The organism is Paucibacter sp. B51, assembly GCF_027863535.1.
GTDB lineage: Bacteria > Pseudomonadota > Gammaproteobacteria > Burkholderiales > Burkholderiaceae_C > Paucibacter_A > Paucibacter_A aquatilis.
In genome coordinates this window covers 3194979-3212312 of sequence record NZ_JAPIVN010000001.1, presented here as the reverse complement: position 1 = coordinate 3212312, position 17334 = coordinate 3194979, and the positions used below count along the sequence as shown (strand labels likewise).

10 protein-coding genes are annotated in these 17334 nt (G+C 67.4%); 3 read left to right on the top strand and 7 right to left on the bottom strand.

Annotated elements, in window-relative coordinates:
* Nucleotides 1-21 precede the first annotated feature (21 nt).
* The 3 genes from OOB33_RS13800 to glk form a co-directional block, all read right to left on the bottom strand.
* Nucleotides 22-2130, bottom strand: a complete 2109-nt coding sequence (locus OOB33_RS13800; RefSeq protein WP_271009101.1) for a S9 family peptidase — start codon at nucleotides 2128-2130, stop codon at nucleotides 22-24.
* Nucleotides 2131-2230: 100 nt separating this feature from the next.
* A complete protein-coding gene (locus OOB33_RS13795; protein ID WP_102770023.1) occupies nucleotides 2231-5023 on the bottom strand; it encodes a TonB-dependent receptor in 2793 nt (930 codons plus the stop codon).
* Between the two features lie 313 nt (nucleotides 5024-5336).
* Nucleotides 5337-6383, bottom strand: a complete 1047-nt coding sequence (gene glk, locus OOB33_RS13790; RefSeq protein WP_271009100.1) for a glucokinase — start codon at nucleotides 6381-6383, stop codon at nucleotides 5337-5339.
* 499 nt (nucleotides 6384-6882) lie between these two features.
* On the opposite strand from glk, the gene OOB33_RS13785 reads away from it, so the two are divergent.
* Together OOB33_RS13785 and OOB33_RS13780 are read left to right on the top strand one after the other, a co-directional pair.
* A complete protein-coding gene (locus OOB33_RS13785; RefSeq protein WP_271009099.1) occupies nucleotides 6883-8802 on the top strand; it encodes a glucokinase in 1920 nt (639 codons plus the stop codon).
* A 114-nt stretch (nucleotides 8803-8916) separates the two neighbouring features.
* Nucleotides 8917-9504 (top strand): GGDEF domain-containing protein, encoded by a 588-nt coding sequence (locus OOB33_RS13780; RefSeq protein ID WP_271009098.1) that lies wholly within the window; start codon nucleotides 8917-8919, stop codon nucleotides 9502-9504.
* Between the two features lie 90 nt (nucleotides 9505-9594).
* On the opposite strand, the gene OOB33_RS13775 is transcribed toward OOB33_RS13780, so the two are convergent.
* The 4 genes from OOB33_RS13775 to OOB33_RS13760 all read right to left on the bottom strand — a co-directional run bounded on the left by OOB33_RS13775 (nucleotide 9595) and on the right by OOB33_RS13760 (nucleotide 15141).
* Nucleotides 9595-10962 (bottom strand): esterase-like activity of phytase family protein, encoded by a 1368-nt coding sequence (locus OOB33_RS13775; protein WP_271009097.1) that lies wholly within the window; start codon nucleotides 10960-10962, stop codon nucleotides 9595-9597.
* A gap of 142 nt (nucleotides 10963-11104) precedes the next feature.
* Nucleotides 11105-11656 (bottom strand): YfiR family protein, encoded by a 552-nt coding sequence (locus tag OOB33_RS13770; RefSeq protein WP_171825877.1) that lies wholly within the window; start codon nucleotides 11654-11656, stop codon nucleotides 11105-11107.
* Nucleotides 11656-13713, bottom strand: a complete 2058-nt coding sequence (locus OOB33_RS13765; RefSeq protein ID WP_271009096.1) for a TonB-dependent receptor plug domain-containing protein — start codon at nucleotides 13711-13713, stop codon at nucleotides 11656-11658. Before OOB33_RS13765 ends, OOB33_RS13770 begins: the two co-directional genes overlap by 1 nt.
* 60 nt (nucleotides 13714-13773) lie before the next feature.
* A complete protein-coding gene (locus OOB33_RS13760; RefSeq protein ID WP_271009095.1) occupies nucleotides 13774-15141 on the bottom strand; it encodes an MATE family efflux transporter in 1368 nt (455 codons plus the stop codon).
* A 242-nt stretch (nucleotides 15142-15383) separates the two neighbouring features.
* Here OOB33_RS13760 and OOB33_RS13755 point away from each other — a divergent pair, with 242 nt between their 5' ends.
* Nucleotides 15384-17231, top strand: a complete 1848-nt coding sequence (locus OOB33_RS13755; RefSeq protein ID WP_271009094.1) for a helix-turn-helix transcriptional regulator — start codon at nucleotides 15384-15386, stop codon at nucleotides 17229-17231.
* Nucleotides 17232-17334 lie beyond the last annotated feature (103 nt).

Sequence of the window (17334 nt, the reverse complement as noted above, 5' to 3'; positions counted from 1 at the left end):
AAAAAGCTTTTGGCGGAAGGCTCAGCTGCGAACCTCCGCCAGGTGGCGATCGAGAAAGTGCGCGGCGCGGTTCCAGAAGTCGATGTCATTGGCGGGCAGGCGCCAGCCATGGCCTTCGTCGGCATAGACCTGCCACTCCAGGCTGTCGGGCGCGCGGCCGGGCGCGCCCTGCAAGGCCTTGCGGAAGGCCTCGCCGTGGATCAGGGGCACGCGCCGGTCTTTCTCACCGTAGGCCAGCAAGAGCGGATGGCGAATCGCGGCCGCATGGCTGAGCGGCGACTGGGCGCGCAGCAGGGCCGCGTCCTCGACCGGATCGCCCAGCAGCACAGGCATGCCATGCTGCTTGATGGCATCCGAGGTGTCGCTCCAGCTGACGCTGTAGAGCAGATTCAGATCGGTCACGCCCACCCAGGCCACGGCGCAGCGGTACAAGCCCGGCTCGCGCACCAGGCCCATCAGGGCCGAATAGCCGCCGTAGCTGGCACCCATCAGGGCGATGCGCGCGGGGTCGGCCACGCCCTGCTCAATCGCCCAGCGGGTGGCATCGCTGATGTCGTCCTGCATGGCCTGGCCCCACTGTTTCCAGCTGGCGCGCTCGTGCTTCTGACCCAGCCCCAAGGTGCCGCGGAACTGCGGCTGCAGCACGGCATAACCACGCGCGGCCAGGAACTGCACATAGGGGTCCCAGGCCCAGGCTGGACCGCGCACCCAGGGGCCACCGTGGATCAGCACCACCAGGGGAAAGCGCGGCTTGTCGGCCAGGCTCTTGCCCTTGGGCAGGGTCAGCCAGGCGGGCAACTCCAGGCCGTCACGCGCCTTGAGGCGGTGCAGGTCCATGGCGGCCATCTGCTTGGCCTCGACATCGGGCCGCTCGCTGCCCAGGCGGGTGTATTTGCGGGTCTGACGGTTGTAGAGGAAATAGAGCGTGGGCTGGATGTCGGCCGAGGCTTCGATCAAGACCCAGGGCGCATCACCGCTCCAAGGCACGGACAGGCGGTTGGCGGTGCGCGGCAGCACCTTGTCGACCTGGGCCTGCAGGGCTTGCATGTCTGCATCCAGCCATTGCGTGACCTCGGCGTCGATGCTGAAGCGCAGGCCCAGCACCCGGTCCTGACGCGTGATCACCTCGGCATCGATGTCGAATTGCGCGTGCTGGGCCAGCGGGGCCTCTGACCATTGGCCGCTGGCCGGGTCGAGCAGCCAGCAGGCCAGCTTGTCGGCGCCCTGGCGGCGGGCGCTGACATAGAGCTTGCCGTCGGCGCCGAGGTGGCGCACGCGGAAGTCGCCCTCGCCGGTGATGGGGTTGAACTCGGCGATCGGGCGCCAGGCCTCCTTGTCGGAGGCGCTGCCCAAATCACGCCAAAGGTAGCGGCCGCGCGGGGCCGCTGCGCGTTCGCCAGAGGTGGCAGCCGGGGTCTCCAGCGTGCGCTGCAAACGCAGATGGCCAGCGGCATCGAACCACCAGCTCTGCGCCTGCGGCAGGCTGTCGATCTCGCGGCTGCGACCCGTCACCGTGTTCAGGCGCAGGAGCTTGAAATGCCCCAGCTCTTTGTCGGTGTAGGCCTCGGGGCGCACCACCAGCACCTCATCGCCACGGCGCTGGGTGTCACCATGGAGCAGAAAGGTGTTCCAGGGCTCCAGGCTGCGGACTTCGTTGCCGCTGCGAACCAGCACCCGCTGGCGCTCGACCAGCTGCCGAAAGCGGCTGCCATCGTGATCGACAGCAAACAGACCGGGCGCCGCATCCTGCCGGCCCTCGGGCGTTTCGCGATCTTGCAAATCAAAGACCAGGCGCTCCTTGTTGACCCAGAGAAAGCGGCCCACATCAGCGCCTTCGCTGCTGTAGACCACGGTGGGCGCCAAGGTGTCCAGCAGCAGGACGCTGAGCATCCAGCGGCCATGCGGGCCGGTCGTACGCAGGGCGAGGCGCTGGCCATCGGGCGAGAGCGCGGCGCCGGTCATCTGCGCCGGCCGGATGAAGCGGCCGGCGTCCGGCAGTTCCGCCGCCCAGGCACTCGACCCGGGCCAGACCGAAGCCGCCGACGCGGCCGCAGCGGCGCCAGCCGCCTGGAGCAGATGGCGTCGGCGCCAAGCGGGAGCAGCGGATGCGGTGCAGTGGTCGTCGTTCATTCAGCGTTTCCTGGTCCTGTGGGCCCGAGGCTTGGGCCTACCCAAAAGTAAAAACCCCTGCGGGCTGGGCGGCCGGCAGGGGTTGCGGTCAAGGCAGGGTTCAGAACTTGTAGCTTGCGCCCACCAACCAGCTGCGGCCCCACTTGATGTACTCAAGCGGGCGATCCTTGCTGCCGGCATAGGTCTGGTAAGCGGCATCACCGAGGTTGTTCACCTGCAGCGTCAGACCCAGGCCCTTGAAGGCGCCATCGTTGAAGCTGTAGCCGATCTGCGCGTCGGTGATGTTCTCACCCACGACATAACGCAGGGTGCGAGCGCCATTGAAGTTGCCGATCTCACCGATGAAGTCTGAACGACGGCGGTTGCTGATGCGGAACTCGAAGCCGTCTTTCTCATAGTAGGCCGTCAGGTTGGTGACGCGCTTGGACAGACCCGGCAGGGTGATGTCGCCACTGCCCACGCTGGAGGCGCTTTCCGGATCACGGATCTTGATGCCGCTGCTGGTGAAGCTGGCGCTGGCCTGGATGCCGAAGCCGCTCAAAGCCGGCGTCAGCAAAGACAGGGGCAGTGAGGCCGAGAGCTCCACACCCGACAGGCGGCCGCCCTTGCCGTTCTCCGGCGCGGTGTAGGTGCCGGTGGGCTGAATCGGCAGAGGCTTGCCATCGGGACCCAGGATCGGCTTGACATCGGGCAGGTAGGCCGAGAAGTCGTAGTTCGAGATCTTCTGGGTGTAGATGTAGCTCTTCAGGTCCTTGTAGAAGTAGGCAGCAGCGACGTAAGCCTTGTTGCCGAAGTACTTCTCGTAGGACAGGTCGAAGGCCACGGCGCGCCAGGGGTCGACCTTGGCATTGCCACCGCTGGCGCCGGGCTCGCGGAAGCCTTGCGAGTTCACGGTGTCACCCACGCCAAACTCGATGGCCGAGCGCAGCTGATCGACACGCGGGCGGGCCACTTGCTTGGCCAGGCCGACACGCACGGTCTGGTCATTGCTCAGACCGAAGGCCAGGTTCATGCTGGGCAGAGCGTCGGTGTAGGTCTTGCCGTCGTGAACCGGCTTGGGGTTCTCGCCGCCGGTCAGGCGGATGGCGTCCGAGGACTGGTCCACGCGCTGGAGCTGCAAGCCGACATTGCCGCGCACATCCACACCGCCCCACTTGGAGTCAATGAAGCCCTTCAGGAAGCCGGTGGTGATCTTCTCGTTGACATCCCAGGACTTGGCGATCAGGTAGTTCGCGGCCGTCGAGCTGGGCTCGAAAGTCATGTACTTGGCCACCGCACCCGGCACGTTCCAAGCCGGGATGTTGCCAATGCCGGCAAAGCCCAGGTCCACCAGACCGTACTGGAATTCAGAGCCGATGGCGGTCTCGCCCTGCTTGCCCAGATTGATATTGCCTTCCGGCTGGCGCTTCTTCTTGGAGCGATCGGCATAGTTCAGGCCGACCTCGACATCCGAGAAGATGCCGCTCAGCAGGGACGGCGCCGGCATGGTGGCGGCCAGCTTGAAGCTCTTGAGCTCGTCTTCCACGCTGGGCACCTTGCCGTAGCCCGAGCCGTAAATCGTGCCGCGCAGCAGCAGCTTGGTCGGATCGGCATAGCTCAGCGTGGGCGCCAGCGTGGAGAAGCCACCGGTCGCATAGTTGAGCTTCAGAGTGTCCAGCCAGGCCGAGGTCGCACCGACCGGCGCCAGCTGGGTGTTGTTCTCCAGGTTCAGCTCATCGCGCTTGGCCTTGGAATAGCTGACATCGGCGATGACCTTCACATCGCCGAAGCTGAACTTGTTGTTCCAGCCAGCGGCGTCGATCTTGTCCTCGCGCTTGTTGTACATGCCGCGCACCAGCGGGAACAGATTGGCCGCCGAGCCACCGATGAAAGTGCCGTTGCCGTTGACCTGTGCGTTGCTGATGTCGATGCGGTAAGCGCCGTTGGTGCCGTTGTAGTCACCCAGGTTCACTTCGAACTGGTTGGCCGTGTCTTCCTGCTTGGCCGTGGTGTGGAACACGTCCAGCACGCTGGTCCAGGCCTTGGAGGCGCGGACTTCCAGGGTCGCCATCAAGGCGTCACGCTTGGTGAAGCCGGTGCGGCGCAGGGCCTTGATCCCGTTCGAATAGAAGGTGCCTGCCGCCACGCCCGGACGCCAGCCATTGCCCACGGCTTCCCAGGGCTCGTACAGGCCCACCTGGTTTTCCTGGATCGGCGTTTCCTGGTGCGAATAGCCCAGCACCAGACCGACCGTGCGATCGGCGTACTGGTCGATGTAGCTGGCGCTGAAGCGGTTGCCGGTGGCCTTGGCATTGCCGGCGGCGCCGAGCGAATTGCGCTGGCCGCGAGCGTTCAGGGCCACGACACGGCTGCCGAAGTTCAGCGGACGCACGGTCTGCATGTCCAGGGTGCCCGACAGACCTTGGCCGATCAGACCGGCGTCCGGGGTCTTGTACACGGTCACGCCGCTGAGCAGCTCCGAGGGGTATTGGTCGAACTCGACGCTGCGGTTGTCACCGGTGCTGACCAGTTCACGGCCGTTGAGCAGGCTGGTGGCGAAATCGGGCGACAGGCCGCGCACGCTGATCACCTGAGCCCGGCCGGCCACGCGCTGAGCCGAGAGACCCGGCAGGCGAGCCAGAGACTCGGCAATGCTGTTGTCAGGCAGCTTGCCGATGTCCTCGGAAGAAATCGACTCGACGATGGAGTCGCTGTTCTTCTTGACCGAGATGGCGTCCTCGATGCCCTTGCGGATGCCGGTCACCTGCACAGTGTCCAGTTTGGCCGGCGATTGTTGGGCAAACGCACCCGTGGCCAACATCAACAGGCTGCAGCCCACGGCCACCGGGTTGATTTTGAAAATCTCGCGCTGCACTGCCAGGGCCTGCTTGCGCTTCTCTGCGGAAGTACTCATCTTTTGTCTCCTGAATCTCGACTGCTTGCTACGTACTCAACAACGACCGAACCAACGAACCCTTCGCCGCCCTGCCCCGCCGCTGGTGCGACGGATGCCATGACTTTGAACCTGATGTCTGAACTAGTTTGTATCAAAACTAGATTTTCAGACCAACAAACGTAAACCCTAGTTTTGCGTCCAAGCAACCATTTTTAGACGCTTTTTTCTGAAAAAACGGCCGATTTAACGCGTTTTCAATACCACTTCCAGTCCAGATCAGGGGCATCACCGAGACTGAAAGTCATGCGGCTTGTAATTCAACTACATCAAACTACAGGCAGATCGCATCTTGTTGCTCCAAGGCCAGGGCTGCACCACTGAGCGCCGCCAGGGTGTCGGTGATCAAGGCCACCGGGATCTCCTCCAGATAGGCACGGAAGCGCCCCTTGGCTTCAAAGCGCTCACGGAACTGCGAGGCAAAGAAGTAGTCCCCAAGGCGCGGCACGATGCCGCCGCCGATATAGACCCCACCACGCGCACCCAGCGCCAGCGCCACATTGCCGGCGAAGCCGCCCAGCAAGGCACAGAAGGTGGCCAGGCTGCGCTCGCAAAAGGCATCCGCGCCGGTCAAGCCGCGCTCGACGATCTGCTCGGTGCTCAGCGCCTCGGCAAGCGGCGCGCCCAAGACCGCCCGCACCGCCTGATGCAACACCGGCAGACCGATGCCCGAGAGCAGGCGCTCGGCAGAGACATGCGCAAACTCGGTGCGCACCTGGGCCAGCAACTCGCTCTCAAAGCCATCGGCCGGCGCCAGCGTCATATGACCGCCCTCACCCGGCAAGGCCATCCAGCCGTGGCGCGAAGGCAGCACACCGGCCACGCCGAGGCCGGTGCCCGGGCCAATCACGGCCAAGGCACCCGCCGCCCCCAGATCCTCACCCGGCAGCACCCGCGCACCACCCCACTGGCGCAGCTGCGCCGCCGACAAGCGCGGCAGCGACAAGGCCAGAGCCTCGAAATCATTGAGCACCAGAAGGCTGGACAGCCCCAGCTGCGCCTGCAGCTCACTGCGCGAAAAGCTCCAGTGCGCATTGGTCAGCTCCAGGCGATCACCCCCGACCGAGGTGGCCAGAGCAAACGCCAGCCGGCGTGGCGCCTGATAGGCCGCGCCCAGGCGCGCCTGCTGCAGCGCCAGATAGGCCTGCACGGCCGACAAAGGGCTGCGATGCTCACGCACCGGCAGCACCTGCACGTCCGTCACCGCAGCGCCGGCCTGCGCCAGCCAGCCGAAACGGGCATTGGTGCCGCCCACATCCGCCACCAAACTCGGGTAGGCCGGCGCCTCAGCAGCCGATGCACGCGGCGCAATCGCACTCATGCGCACGCACCCTGATCCGGCCTCAGCCCCAGAACCACGCCCATCACATCTACTCGCTGCATCCTCGGTCCCCGTTCGCGGCAGACCACCCGGAAGGCGGCTGCGTCTCATGTTCTTGCGCGGCCAGCCCTTTGGGCCCGCTCCTCGCACAGGCAAAAGGTAGCAAAACTACATTCACATAGCAAGAGCGACTACCCGAGGAATGGCAAGAACTCGCCACCCGGGAGGCGATTCCTAGGGCGAAAGTCCCCTGAGTACCGATTGAGCCACACGGAACACGGCCAACAAGCCAGGCTTGCCGCCTTCACAAAAAGTAGTGAAGCTACAAATTCAAGTCAAAATCACCCCCATATGTGCTTGCCGCCGCAAGCCTGCGGGCGCCCTGCGCACACCAGAACCGCCGGGCTGCTGGCATGGCAGGGACTGCCCGGCTTACCCCGCCCAGGAGCGACCCTGATAATGCGCAGTCGCCCTGCCCCTTGCCTGGATGCCCACGCCGATGTCCTCTCTGCCTCCGTTTGACGCCCCCCGCCTGATTGCCGACATTGGCGGCACTTACGCGCGCTTCGCTCTGGAGACGTCGCCGGGCGAGTTCAGCCGGATCGCCTCCCTGCGCTGCGCCGAGCACGCCGATTTCCATGCCGCTGTGAGCGCCTATCTCAAGGGCTTGGCCGACACCCTCCATATCGCCCACGCGGCCATTGCCATCGCGAACCCGGTCGAAGGCGACCAGGTGCGCATGACCAACTACCACTGGCAGTTCTCGATCGAAGAGATGCGCCAGCGCCTGGGTTTCGACACCCTGGTCGTGGTCAATGACTTCACGGCCCTGGCCATGGCCTTGCCGCGGCTCTCACCCGCCGATGTGCGCCAGGTGGGCGGCGGCGAGGCGCGCATGCCCAGCGTGATCGGCCTGCTGGGCTCGGGCTCGGGCTTGGGCGTGTCAGGCCTGATCCCGGCCGGCGACGGCTGGATCGCCCTGGGCACCGAGGGCGGCCACACCAATTTCGCACCGCGCGACGAGCGAGAGATCGCCATCCTGCGCCACGCCTGGAAGCAGTACGACCACGTGTCTTTTGAGCGCCTGCTCTCCGGCCCCGGCCTGGAGCTGATCTACCGCGCCCTGGCCGAGCATGCCGGCCAGGAGGCCGAGGAATTGGATGCGCCCAAGATCACCCAGCGCGCTCTGGATGCCAGCGACGCCTTGTGCGTCGAAACCCTGGAAGTCTTCTGCGGCCTGCTGGGCACAGCCGCCTCCAATCTGGCGGTGACCCTGGGCGCCCTGGGCGGCGTCTACATCGGCGGCGGCATCGTGCCGCGCCTGGGTGAGGCTTTCGACCGCTCCAGCTTCCGCGCCCGCTTCGAGGACAAAGGCCGCTTCAGCGACTATGTCGCCGGCATCCCGACCTTTGTCATCACCGCCGAGCACGCCACCTTCAAGGGCGCCTCGGCGATTCTGCAAGCCCAGCTGGCCACGCTGGAAGAAGCCCCCGGCGCCGGCCTGCTGGGCCAGATCCGCCGCGCCCGCCCGGGCTTGTCACCGGCCGAGGCGCGCGTGGCCGACCATGTGCTGGCCCACCCGCGCTCGGCCCTGAACGACCCCATTGTCGAGATCGCCCGCGCCGCCAACGTCAGCCAGCCCACCGTCATCCGCTTCTGCCGCACCCTGGGCTGCGAGGGCCTGTCGGACTTCAAGCTGCGCCTGGCCTCGGGCCTGACCGGCACCGTGCCCGTCACCCACACCCAGGTCAAGGGCGACGACTCCATGCTGGAGCTGGGCGCCAAGGTCTTGGGCAACACGGCCTCGGCCATCCTGCAGGTGCGCAGCCAACTCAACCGCGACATGATCGACCGTGCGGTCGCCCTGCTGCTCAAGGCCGGGCGCATCGAGTTTTATGCCGTCGGCCATTACGGCGTGGTGGCGCAGGATGCAGAGTTCAAGTTCCTGCGCTTTGGCATGTCCAGCTGCGCCTACACCGACCCGCGCCTGCAGCTGCTGGCCGCCAATGTGCTCAAACCCGGCGATGTGGCCGTGGTCATCAGCAACAGCGGCCGCCTGCCCGAGCTGCTGGAAGTGGTGGAAAAAGCCAAGGCGCGCGGCGCCTATGTGGTGGCCATCACGGCCGGCCAGTCGCCGCTGGCGCGAAAGGCCGATGTGGCCCTGATCATCGACCATGTCGAGGACGTCTCCACCCACCTGCCCATGGTCAGCCGCATCCTGCACCTGCTGGTGATCGACATCCTGGCGGTCGGCGTGGCCATGCAGCGCGACCCGGCCGGCCTGATCGCGGCCAGCCCGCAAGACCGGTTGGAAGAATCCAGCGCAGAAGCCAGCCCGGCGCGCGGCGGCGCACGGCGGGCTGCGCCCGGCGTCAGCCTGGCCTCGCCCTTGGCCCGGCTGACCTCGCACAGCCGCTGATCTGGCGCAAGAAAAGGGCGCACCGGCCGCTGGCGACCCACGGGAAAAGGAGCATGCTCCGGGTTCGGCCCCCTGCTTAGGATGGGGTCGTTCCTTAGACCGGAGAGCGCTGATATGCCCAATCTCATTGCCGACACACTGGAGTTGAACGGCTTGCTGGACCGCACGGCCCTGCAAGGTCATCTGGATCAGGCGGCCGCGGCCGCACGCGCTGCGGGCCAGCCGCTGGCGGTGCTGACCATGGACCTCGACCATTTCAAAGCCTATCTGGAAGACCAGGGCCAGGCCCAGGCGCAAGCCGTGCTGCTGCGTGTGGCCGAACTGCTCAAAGCCCAACAACCGGCGGGCGGCAGCCTGGTGCATCTCGGCGGCGATGAATTCGTGATGCTGTTACCGGCCACCGATCTGGCGGCCGCCCACGAGAAGGCCGAAGCGCTGCGCGCCGCCGTGCAAGCGGCTTGCGCCGATCTGGACGGTCCGGCGCCCTTGACCATTTCGCTCGGCGCCGCGGCCAGCCCGGTCGGTGGCGACTGGAATGCCAACAGCCTGCTGGCCCTGGCCGAAGCCCGGCTGACCTTCGGCAAGAAACGCCTGCAGCCCCACCACAACCGGGTCTGGGCCGGTACCCTGCCGTCCGACTGGTACCACCGCTTCGAAATTCAGGCCGAGCAATGGCCCAATCTTGATCTGCAGCCAGCCTGAAGCGGGCGAGCAAAAAAACAGGCCGGACGACCGGCCTGTTTTTCTTGGTTCGGGGCGCCAGCCCCCCCCCTCCCTCCTTGCTGGGTCCGCTCAGGCCAGCTTGCGGCGGCGCAACCAGGCGCCCATCAGACCCAGACCACCCAGCAACATGGCGTAGCTGCTGGGCTCCGGCACCGGGTTGGCCAGCTGGATCTTCAGAAACTCGGTCGGGTCCGAACCCAGATCACGGCCACCCGTGCCGGGGTAGTTGTTGTCGTTGGCGATTAGCAAGGTGTTCTGATCCAGCACCAACACGCTTTCGATGGTGACAAAGGGGAAGGTGAAGGTGGTCTTGCCGTCTCCGTTGAGATCGTTCGGATCGGCAATGTTCATCAGATCGACCAGCTCGGTCTTGCTGACATAACCCTGGGCATCGACGCGATTGATGTCGACGCGGAACAGCTTCTTGAAGGGGGTGCCGCCAGCGGTGGCGGTGGCGTTGTTGCGTTCGATGACGATGAACTCATGGTCGTTCAGCGCCGTCATGTCGCCGATGGCCACGCCCGCAGCATCGAGCTTGTAGCGGAAGCTGGCGCCGGTATAGCTCTCGCTGTCGATGCTGAACTCATTGATGCGCAGGGTGCCGGCTGCGTCGCCGGCCACGCTCTTTTCCATCAAGGTGTAGAGCTTGTCGCCGGCCGGGTTGATGGCCATGCCTTCGAAGCCACCCGAGCCTGGCAGATTGGCCACGCCGCCGTTGAGGTGCGGGTTCTGCGGTGCCATCACGCCAGGCAGGCCGACTTCGGTGCGCAGCACCTTGCCCGTGGCATCGGCCTTGACCAGGAAGGGGCCGAACTCGTCGCCGAACCAGAGATTGCCGTTCTTGTCCTTGCGCACCGACTCGATGTCGAAGTCAGCGCCGGTCAGCAATCGGCCCGAGCGGATGCTGGCATCGACCAGGGGGTTGGCAGCGTTGTTGTAATAGTTGGTGTAGTCGGCCTGGATCTTGAAGCCCAGCTTGCGGTCCGGGTCGGCCAGGGTGATGCGACTGTCGGCATTGAAGGCCGGCAGGCTGGCGCCGGTCTGGTAGCTGGCAGCCGAGATCGTGCCGCTGCCGCCCGAGATGGTCTTGAAGTCGGGCGTAACGGCGTACATGCGCAGCAAGGTGTCGGCCGAGTTGCCTTGGGTGCCGAAGCCGTTGTCGGGCATGAAGAGGTAGCTGCCGGCGCTCGGGCCATTCAGCACGGCCGAGAAGCCTTGCACCGGCTGCTTGTTCAGCAAGGGCAGCGGGTTGCCGCCAGCGCCCGAGGCGAATTGGCCCGAGGTCGGGCCGTCCGAGAAGGTGTTGGCGGGCATCTTGGCCCAGCCGATCAGGGTGTTGCTTTGGGCTTGGGCCGAGGTGGCAGCGGCCGCCAGGGTCAGGGCCAGAACCAGCGTATTCAGGGCGCCCGGGGCGCGGGCAAAAGTCTTGGTGATCATGAGGAAGAAGGCTCCATGGGGCGCAGGAGCAGGGGCCTGCGTACGCGGCGCATTCTTCAAGCCAGGGGTGACAAGGCGGTGAAGCAGGCCCGGTGCAAACGGACCATGCGGCCGACACGACCCGCGCAATCGGCGCCCGGTGCTACTTCACCTCGCGCGCCAGCTTGAGCATCTGCGAGCTCAGGCTCAGGCCGCGGCGCTTGGCTTCGCTGTGGTTGATACGAAAGGCCAGGCCATTGGGCTCCACCAGCAAGGCGATCGACACGCCGGCACGAAAAGCCTCGGCGCTGTCGCCCACCACCAGCACCGGCTCGGCCCCCAAGGCCTGCTGCCAACGCAGCAGATCGGCCCGCTCGCTCAGGCCCAGCACCAGCACCTGGCAGCCCAGGGCCTGCTGCGGTTCGCTGACGCTGCGCACCTTGACCGTCGCCACGGCATGGGGCTTCTGCGGCAGGCCGGACATGGCCTCGCGCAGCGCCGGTGCGCTCGCCACGCAGTAGCTGAATTCCTGCGGCGGCGGCCCGGGCCACTGGGTGAACTGGGCGAAGCGGTAAATGAAGGCGGCCTTGAGCTGCGCATCGTCGAGGCCCAGGCCGGCGCGCACCGGGCTCAGGGCCGAGGCGAGCAGCGCCAGCAGGGCCAGCGCCTGGCGGCGTCGGCGCTGCAGAGTCGCGGCAGGCAGGCGCTTCGTCATCACTCGAAGCTCCAGGTCCAGCTCAGCTGAGCGCTCCGCCGCGGCTGAGGCAAGGGGTAGCCTTGCACCACGGGCTGATCGAAATAGCGAGTCTGGGTCAGGTTGTAGAGGCCGAGGCTCAGCTCATGACCGGACGCCGGCCGCCAGAGCAGGTTCAGGTTCTGCACGACATAACCCGGCAAATCCTCGCCGTCGGTATGGCGCCGACTGGTGGCTTGCAGCTGCCACCCGAGCTGCAGCCGGTCGCCCAGCAGCGGCCGGCTGTAGTGCAGCTTGAGCAAGGCGTGGGGCGAGTTGCTCAGGCCCTGACCTTGCGGGTCGCGGGTGCGCTGCAGCGACAGCGAGGCTCGCAGCTGCGCGCCCTGGTCCCAACGTTTTTCCAGGCCGAGCTCCAGCCCCTCGGTGCGCAGGCGCGGGCTGTTGATGAAGTAAGGCTGGGGCGAATCATCGAGACTGATCAGGTTTCGCAAGCGCGACACAAAGGCCGACGCCCGCAGTTGCAGCTGCGGGCTGAGCGCCTGATCCCAGGCGGCCTCCAGGCTGCGCACGCGCTCGGGTTCCGGTGTCGGCAAGGCACGCGGCTCGTTGACCTGGAACTCGAACAGATTGGCGGCCCGGAAGGCGCTGCCGTAAAGCAGCTTGAAGCTGGCATCGGGCCGGGCCCGCCAGATCCAGGCCAGACGCGGATTCCAGCTGCTGCCGCCAATGCGGGCCCGGTCCTGGCGCAGACCCAGGACCAGCAGATGCGCATCATTGAGCCGCCATTCATCCTGCACAAACAGACCGTTGCGGCGGTTGCCGCCTTCGAAGACAAAGAGATCCCCGTAAGCGTCGGCACCAGCAGAGACGCGCTGAACCAGGTCGCGCTGGTACTCCAAGCCGAACATCAGCTTGTGCCCCGCCCACAGCTGGGTACTCAGGCGTAGATCACCGTTGATCCAGCGCCCCAGACTGCGCTCGTTGTAGAACGACACCGTGTCCGGGCCATCGAGAAAGGGCGAGTGCTTCTGGAAATCCACCCGCTTGCCCGAGAGATGCAAGGACAGATCCCAGTGAGCTCCAAGACTGCGCTCGTAGTCGAGGGCGTAAAAAGTGTTGACCCCGCGGCTGTTGTACTGGCCCAGATCCCAGGTGTCCTCGGTCAAAAAATACGGCAGGCCCTCGCGCACGCTGCTGAAGCCAGCCTGCAGGCTGATGCCGTCCCCCCGCACACCACCCAGCACGCGCTGATCACGCGCCCACTTGAGCGCGCGCAGGGCCGGCTCATGTTCGGGCGGGTACTCGTTCATGAGCGAGCGGCGGCTGTGCTGCATCTGGCTGCTCGAAAGCCAGCCCTCCCAGCCCGACTCGCCACGCCAGCCCCAGCTGGCACGCAGGCGCTTTTGTCCCTCGGAGTCGAGGCTGCTGCGCAGCTGGAAGCCACGCAGCTTGTCCACCCGCTTGGTGATCACATTGACCACGCCCAGGAAGGCATTGTTGCCGTAGACCGCAGAACCCGGCCCAGGCGCGTACTCGACCCGGTCGATCAGGTCAACATCGGCAAAGAAGTCGCCGTCGATCAGGGCCGCGTCGTAGATGTTCTCATTGACCCGCATGCCGTCCAGCAGCACCAGCAAACGGCTGTTGAAATCGGCCGGCCGGCCCAGGCCGCGGGCACCGATGTAGCTGAAGCCGCCATCAAAACTGATGTGGATGCCCGGCATGGCGCGCAGGATGTCGGCCAGGCTGCGCATGCCGTAGCGCTGGATCTCGGCCGCCGTGACCACATAGGTGACGGCTGGGGCCTGCGCGGCGCTCTGGGCGAAGCGGGAAGCGGCCGAAACCTCGACCTCGCGCGGCACTTCGCGCAATTCCTGGCGCAGCAGTTCTTCAAGATCGGGTTCGTCGGAGCCCGGCTGCAGCCGTACGACCGAGGCAGCCGAAGCCGCAGGCACGGGTGCCGCAGGTGGGGCTGCGTGCTCGGATGCCTGCGCCTGCGCTGGCAGACCGCTGACGGCCAGCCAGAGGACCGCCAGGAAACCGTGGAACAAAACGCGGAATTCGGGCTTCAGGCTCATCCCCACCAGTATCGCAGCGGGCCGGACGCGAGGCACGGCGAAGTGTGCCGCGCTGCCAAATCATGCCGAGCGCAAGCGCCTGTGTGCAGCCCGCGCCATGGGAACCCAGGCCAAAGTGTTCCAGCGGCGCCACATCAGGAGGCCGCGAATCCACTCGTCCAGCACATAGGCCAGCCACACCCCAGGCAGGCCCAGGCCGCAAAACGCGCCCAAAAACCAGGCGCCGCCCGCCAGCACCAGCAGCATGGATGCCGCCCCCGCCATCACCGGATAGCGGGCGTCGCCGGCTGCGCGCAGGGCGTTGATCACCACCAGATTGAAGGTGCGCCCCGGCTCCAGCAGCACGGTCAGCCACAGCAGCACGCTGCCGGCTCGAATGATGGCCGCGTCCGTCGTGAACAAACCCAGCAGCCAGGGCCCGGCCAGGGCCGCACTCAAAGCCACCCCCACGCTGACCACCAGGCCGCGCGCCAGCGCCCGCCGCACGAGGCGGTTGGCCGCGTGCAGCTGCCCCGCGCCAATCAAATGCCCCACCACGATCTCGACCGCAAAGCCGGTGGCCAGACCGAAAAGCAAGATGCCGTACATCAGCTGCGACACGTACGCATGGGTGGCCAGGGCCCCGGCGCCCCAGAGCGCGGCCACCGCCACGCTGACCATGAAGGCCAGGCGGTAAGCGATGTTCTCGGCCGCGCCGGGCAGGCCGATGTGCAAGACCGCCGACAGCTCCCGGCGCGGGAGCCGCCACCAATCGCTGCGCTGCGGCCGCAGATCCAGGCGCGCCCGCCACAGCATCAGATGCAGGCTCAAACCCACCGCTCGGCTCAGTCCAAGTGCCACGGCAAAGCCAGGCAGGCCCAGCGCCGGCAAGGGCCCCCAGCCCTGCATCAGCGGCCAGGCCAGCAGCAGGTGCACCGAATGCATCACCACCACCACGGCCAGCGCTTCGCGGCTGCGCAGGTGCGCGCGCATCACGCTGCTCATCGAGGCATTCCAGGCATCGAGCAGCAGCGCCGGCGCCAGGGCCTGCAAGAACGGCTGGGCCAGAGGCAGCACCTCGGGCGGGGCATTGAGCAGGCGCAGCAGCGGCCCGGCGAACAGCAAGGCCACCGAGGCGCTGAAGGCGCCGATCCAGCTGCTGGCGCCCAGCACCGCGCGCGCCACCGCATCGGCGGCATCGCGCCGGCCGGCCCCCAGGCTTTGGGTCAGGACCACGCTGACCCCGGCACCGATGATGCGAAACAGGATGAACAGCATGGCCGAGACATGGTTGGCCAGGGCGAAGGCCGCGCCGGCCGTGTCCGAGATGGCGGCGGCCAGGGCCGTGCCCAGCAGGCCGATGGCGATGCCCAGGCCCAGCTCGGTGAACAAGGGCCAGGCCAGGCTGAGCAGGCGGGGCTGGGGATGCGGGGTGGAGGCAGACGACAAGGCGAGAGGGCAGCAAGAACGGTGAAACAGGCCGGCTGAGGAAGCAGCGTACGGCCAGGTCGCAAAGCCCCAGCGCCGATTGAACGTAGACTTTGCGCCAGCGCATTGTTGCCACTGCGCCGCGGCCCGGCATCCACCCCCGGAGTGGAACTTGTCGATCCCGGTGCGGCGAGCGCACCGCCCGAGGCCTGGCGCGCTGGCGGCCCCGGCTTCACCCACCACCCCAGCTCTTAGCCCGCCCCTTGCTGAGCCCCTCTGTCACCGCCACGGCCCTCCCGCCCAGCCTGGACCTGGCCAGCCGGCGCCTGGCCTTGCAGGCCCTGCTCGGCGGTGAGCCCGGCGCGCAGGACCCGGCCCTGCTGGCTGCCGCGCTGGCCTGTGCTCCGCGCGAGCTGCCGCCCCTGACCGCCGGCGGCGCGGACCAGGTGGCCGAGGGCCTGAGCGCCGTGCAGCGCTGGCGCGAGCGGGAGCCCGCCAGCTTCGACGCCATGCTGAGCCGCGCGGTGGAACTTTTGCTGCGCAGCCCCCAGCCCCTGCTGGCGGCGCGCCTGGCGCTGGAGCACGGCTGGGCCGGCCTGCAGCTGCAGGTGCTGGAGCGCGCCGGCTGGGCCCTGCTGCTGAGCCCGCAGCAGGAGCTGGCGGGCCGCTTGCTGAAACCCAATCTGCTGCAGCCCGCGCTGCAGCGCGGGGATCTGCTGGGCCTGCGCCTGGCCTGGACCATCGAAGCCGTGGGCGAGCCCCACACGGTGGAACGCCTGCTGCCGGCGGCTGAAGGGCTGAGCGAGGGCTTGCGCGCCACCTTGCAAGCCCGCGTCGCCCTGGCGTTTGACCAGAGCAGCCGGGCCGTGGCCGAGGCCCAAGCGGCCATCGCGGCCTTCCCCAACGACCTGATCCTGCCGGCCCTGATGGCCCGGGCCACCCTGGGCCGCGCCTGGCTGGCGGCCGGGCAGCCGCGCGCCGCCCTGGCGCCGCTGACGGCGGCACTCAAGGGCGCACGCCGTGACGACTGCAGCCTGCTGCAGATCGAAGCCCTGGAAGCCCTGGCCGAGGTGCATCTGGAGCTGGACGACGAGGCCGGGGCCGAGCCCGGCGAGAGCGCCCGTTTCTTCGCCGCGCAGGCCCAGGCCCTGCGGCAGCAACTGGGCTTGCTGGACGGCCCGCTGCCGGCCGAGGACTATTTCGCCTTCCCGCGCCTGGTGGACCAGGCGCAGGCCGGCTTGAACAGCGGCGAGGTCGAGGCGGCCGCGCGACAGATCGAGGCCCTGAGCCAGCGCGACAGTCACACCTTTTACTGCAAGCGCTGGCGCAACCGCCTGCTGCAGGCGCAGATCCACCTCGCTTCCCTGCAACACCAGATGCCGCGCCTGCTGCACTGGGCGGCACTGGAGACGGGCGCGGAAAGCGCCGCTGCCCCTGTACCCACGGCGGCCTCGCTGTTCGATTTCGAGCGCGCCTGGCTGCAGGGCTGCGCTGCCTTGCTGGCAGCCCGCCCCTGGCCGGATGCGCGCCTCGCGGCCTGGGCCGAGGCCATGCAGGCCCGCGGGCTGCAGCGACTGGCCTGGCAGCAGGCGCTGCTGCGGGCGCTGAGCCAGCCGGCCGGCGGCGCCGGGCTGGACGCCCTGCGAGATGGCCTGCAGGCCCTGCGCAGCGCCCAGCAGCTGAACGAGACGCTGAACCGCGTGCGCCTGCTGGCGCCCAAGCTGGTCGGGCCGCTGGCCGCCTTGCTGGCCCAGCCGGCCATCGTCCACCACCCGCTGGCGCGCCAGAACGCGCGCCACTGGCTGCAGGTCTTGCGCGGCGGGCCGACTCAAGCCTCGCTCATGCCCGAGACCCAGCGCAACACCCCTCGCCCGCACGATCAGCCCGCGAGCCGCGCCGATGAGCACACCAACCCGCCGCCCTTCGGCCTGACCCGGCGCGAGTGGCAGGTGCTGCAGCTGATCGGCAGCGAGCTCAGCAACGAGCAGATCGCCGCCCAGCTTTTCGTCTCGGTCACCACGGTCAAGACCCACATCAACCGGCTTTACGCCAAACTGCACATCAGCTCGCGCGAAGAAGCCATGCAGCGGGCCCGCACCGTGCCGCGCTGAGAGCCGGCCCTCGCCTTGCCTCCACCCCAGATTCCACCCCCGGGGCGGACGCATCAGGGGCCGGGCTCTGCGCAGAATGCCGGCCCGGATCGGCCTGCCCTGG

Excerpts from the sequence above, each read along its gene's own strand:
- OOB33_RS13785 (WP_271009099.1), top strand. The coding sequence starts at position 6,883 with ATGTCCTCTCTGCCTCCGTTTGACGCCCCCCGCCTGATTGCCGACATT.
- OOB33_RS13775 (WP_271009097.1), bottom strand. The coding sequence starts at position 10,962 with ATGATCACCAAGACTTTTGCCCGCGCCCCGGGCGCCCTGAATACGCTG.
- OOB33_RS13795 (WP_102770023.1), bottom strand. The coding sequence starts at position 5,023 with ATGAGTACTTCCGCAGAGAAGCGCAAGCAGGCCCTGGCAGTGCAGCGC.
- OOB33_RS13765 (WP_271009096.1), bottom strand. The coding sequence starts at position 13,713 with ATGAGCCTGAAGCCCGAATTCCGCGTTTTGTTCCACGGTTTCCTGGCG.
- glk (WP_271009100.1), bottom strand. The coding sequence starts at position 6,383 with ATGAGTGCGATTGCGCCGCGTGCATCGGCTGCTGAGGCGCCGGCCTAC.
- OOB33_RS13800 (WP_271009101.1), bottom strand. The coding sequence starts at position 2,130 with ATGAACGACGACCACTGCACCGCATCCGCTGCTCCCGCTTGGCGCCGA.
- OOB33_RS13780 (WP_271009098.1), top strand. The coding sequence starts at position 8,917 with ATGCCCAATCTCATTGCCGACACACTGGAGTTGAACGGCTTGCTGGAC.
- OOB33_RS13770 (WP_171825877.1), bottom strand. The coding sequence starts at position 11,656 with ATGACGAAGCGCCTGCCTGCCGCGACTCTGCAGCGCCGACGCCGCCAG.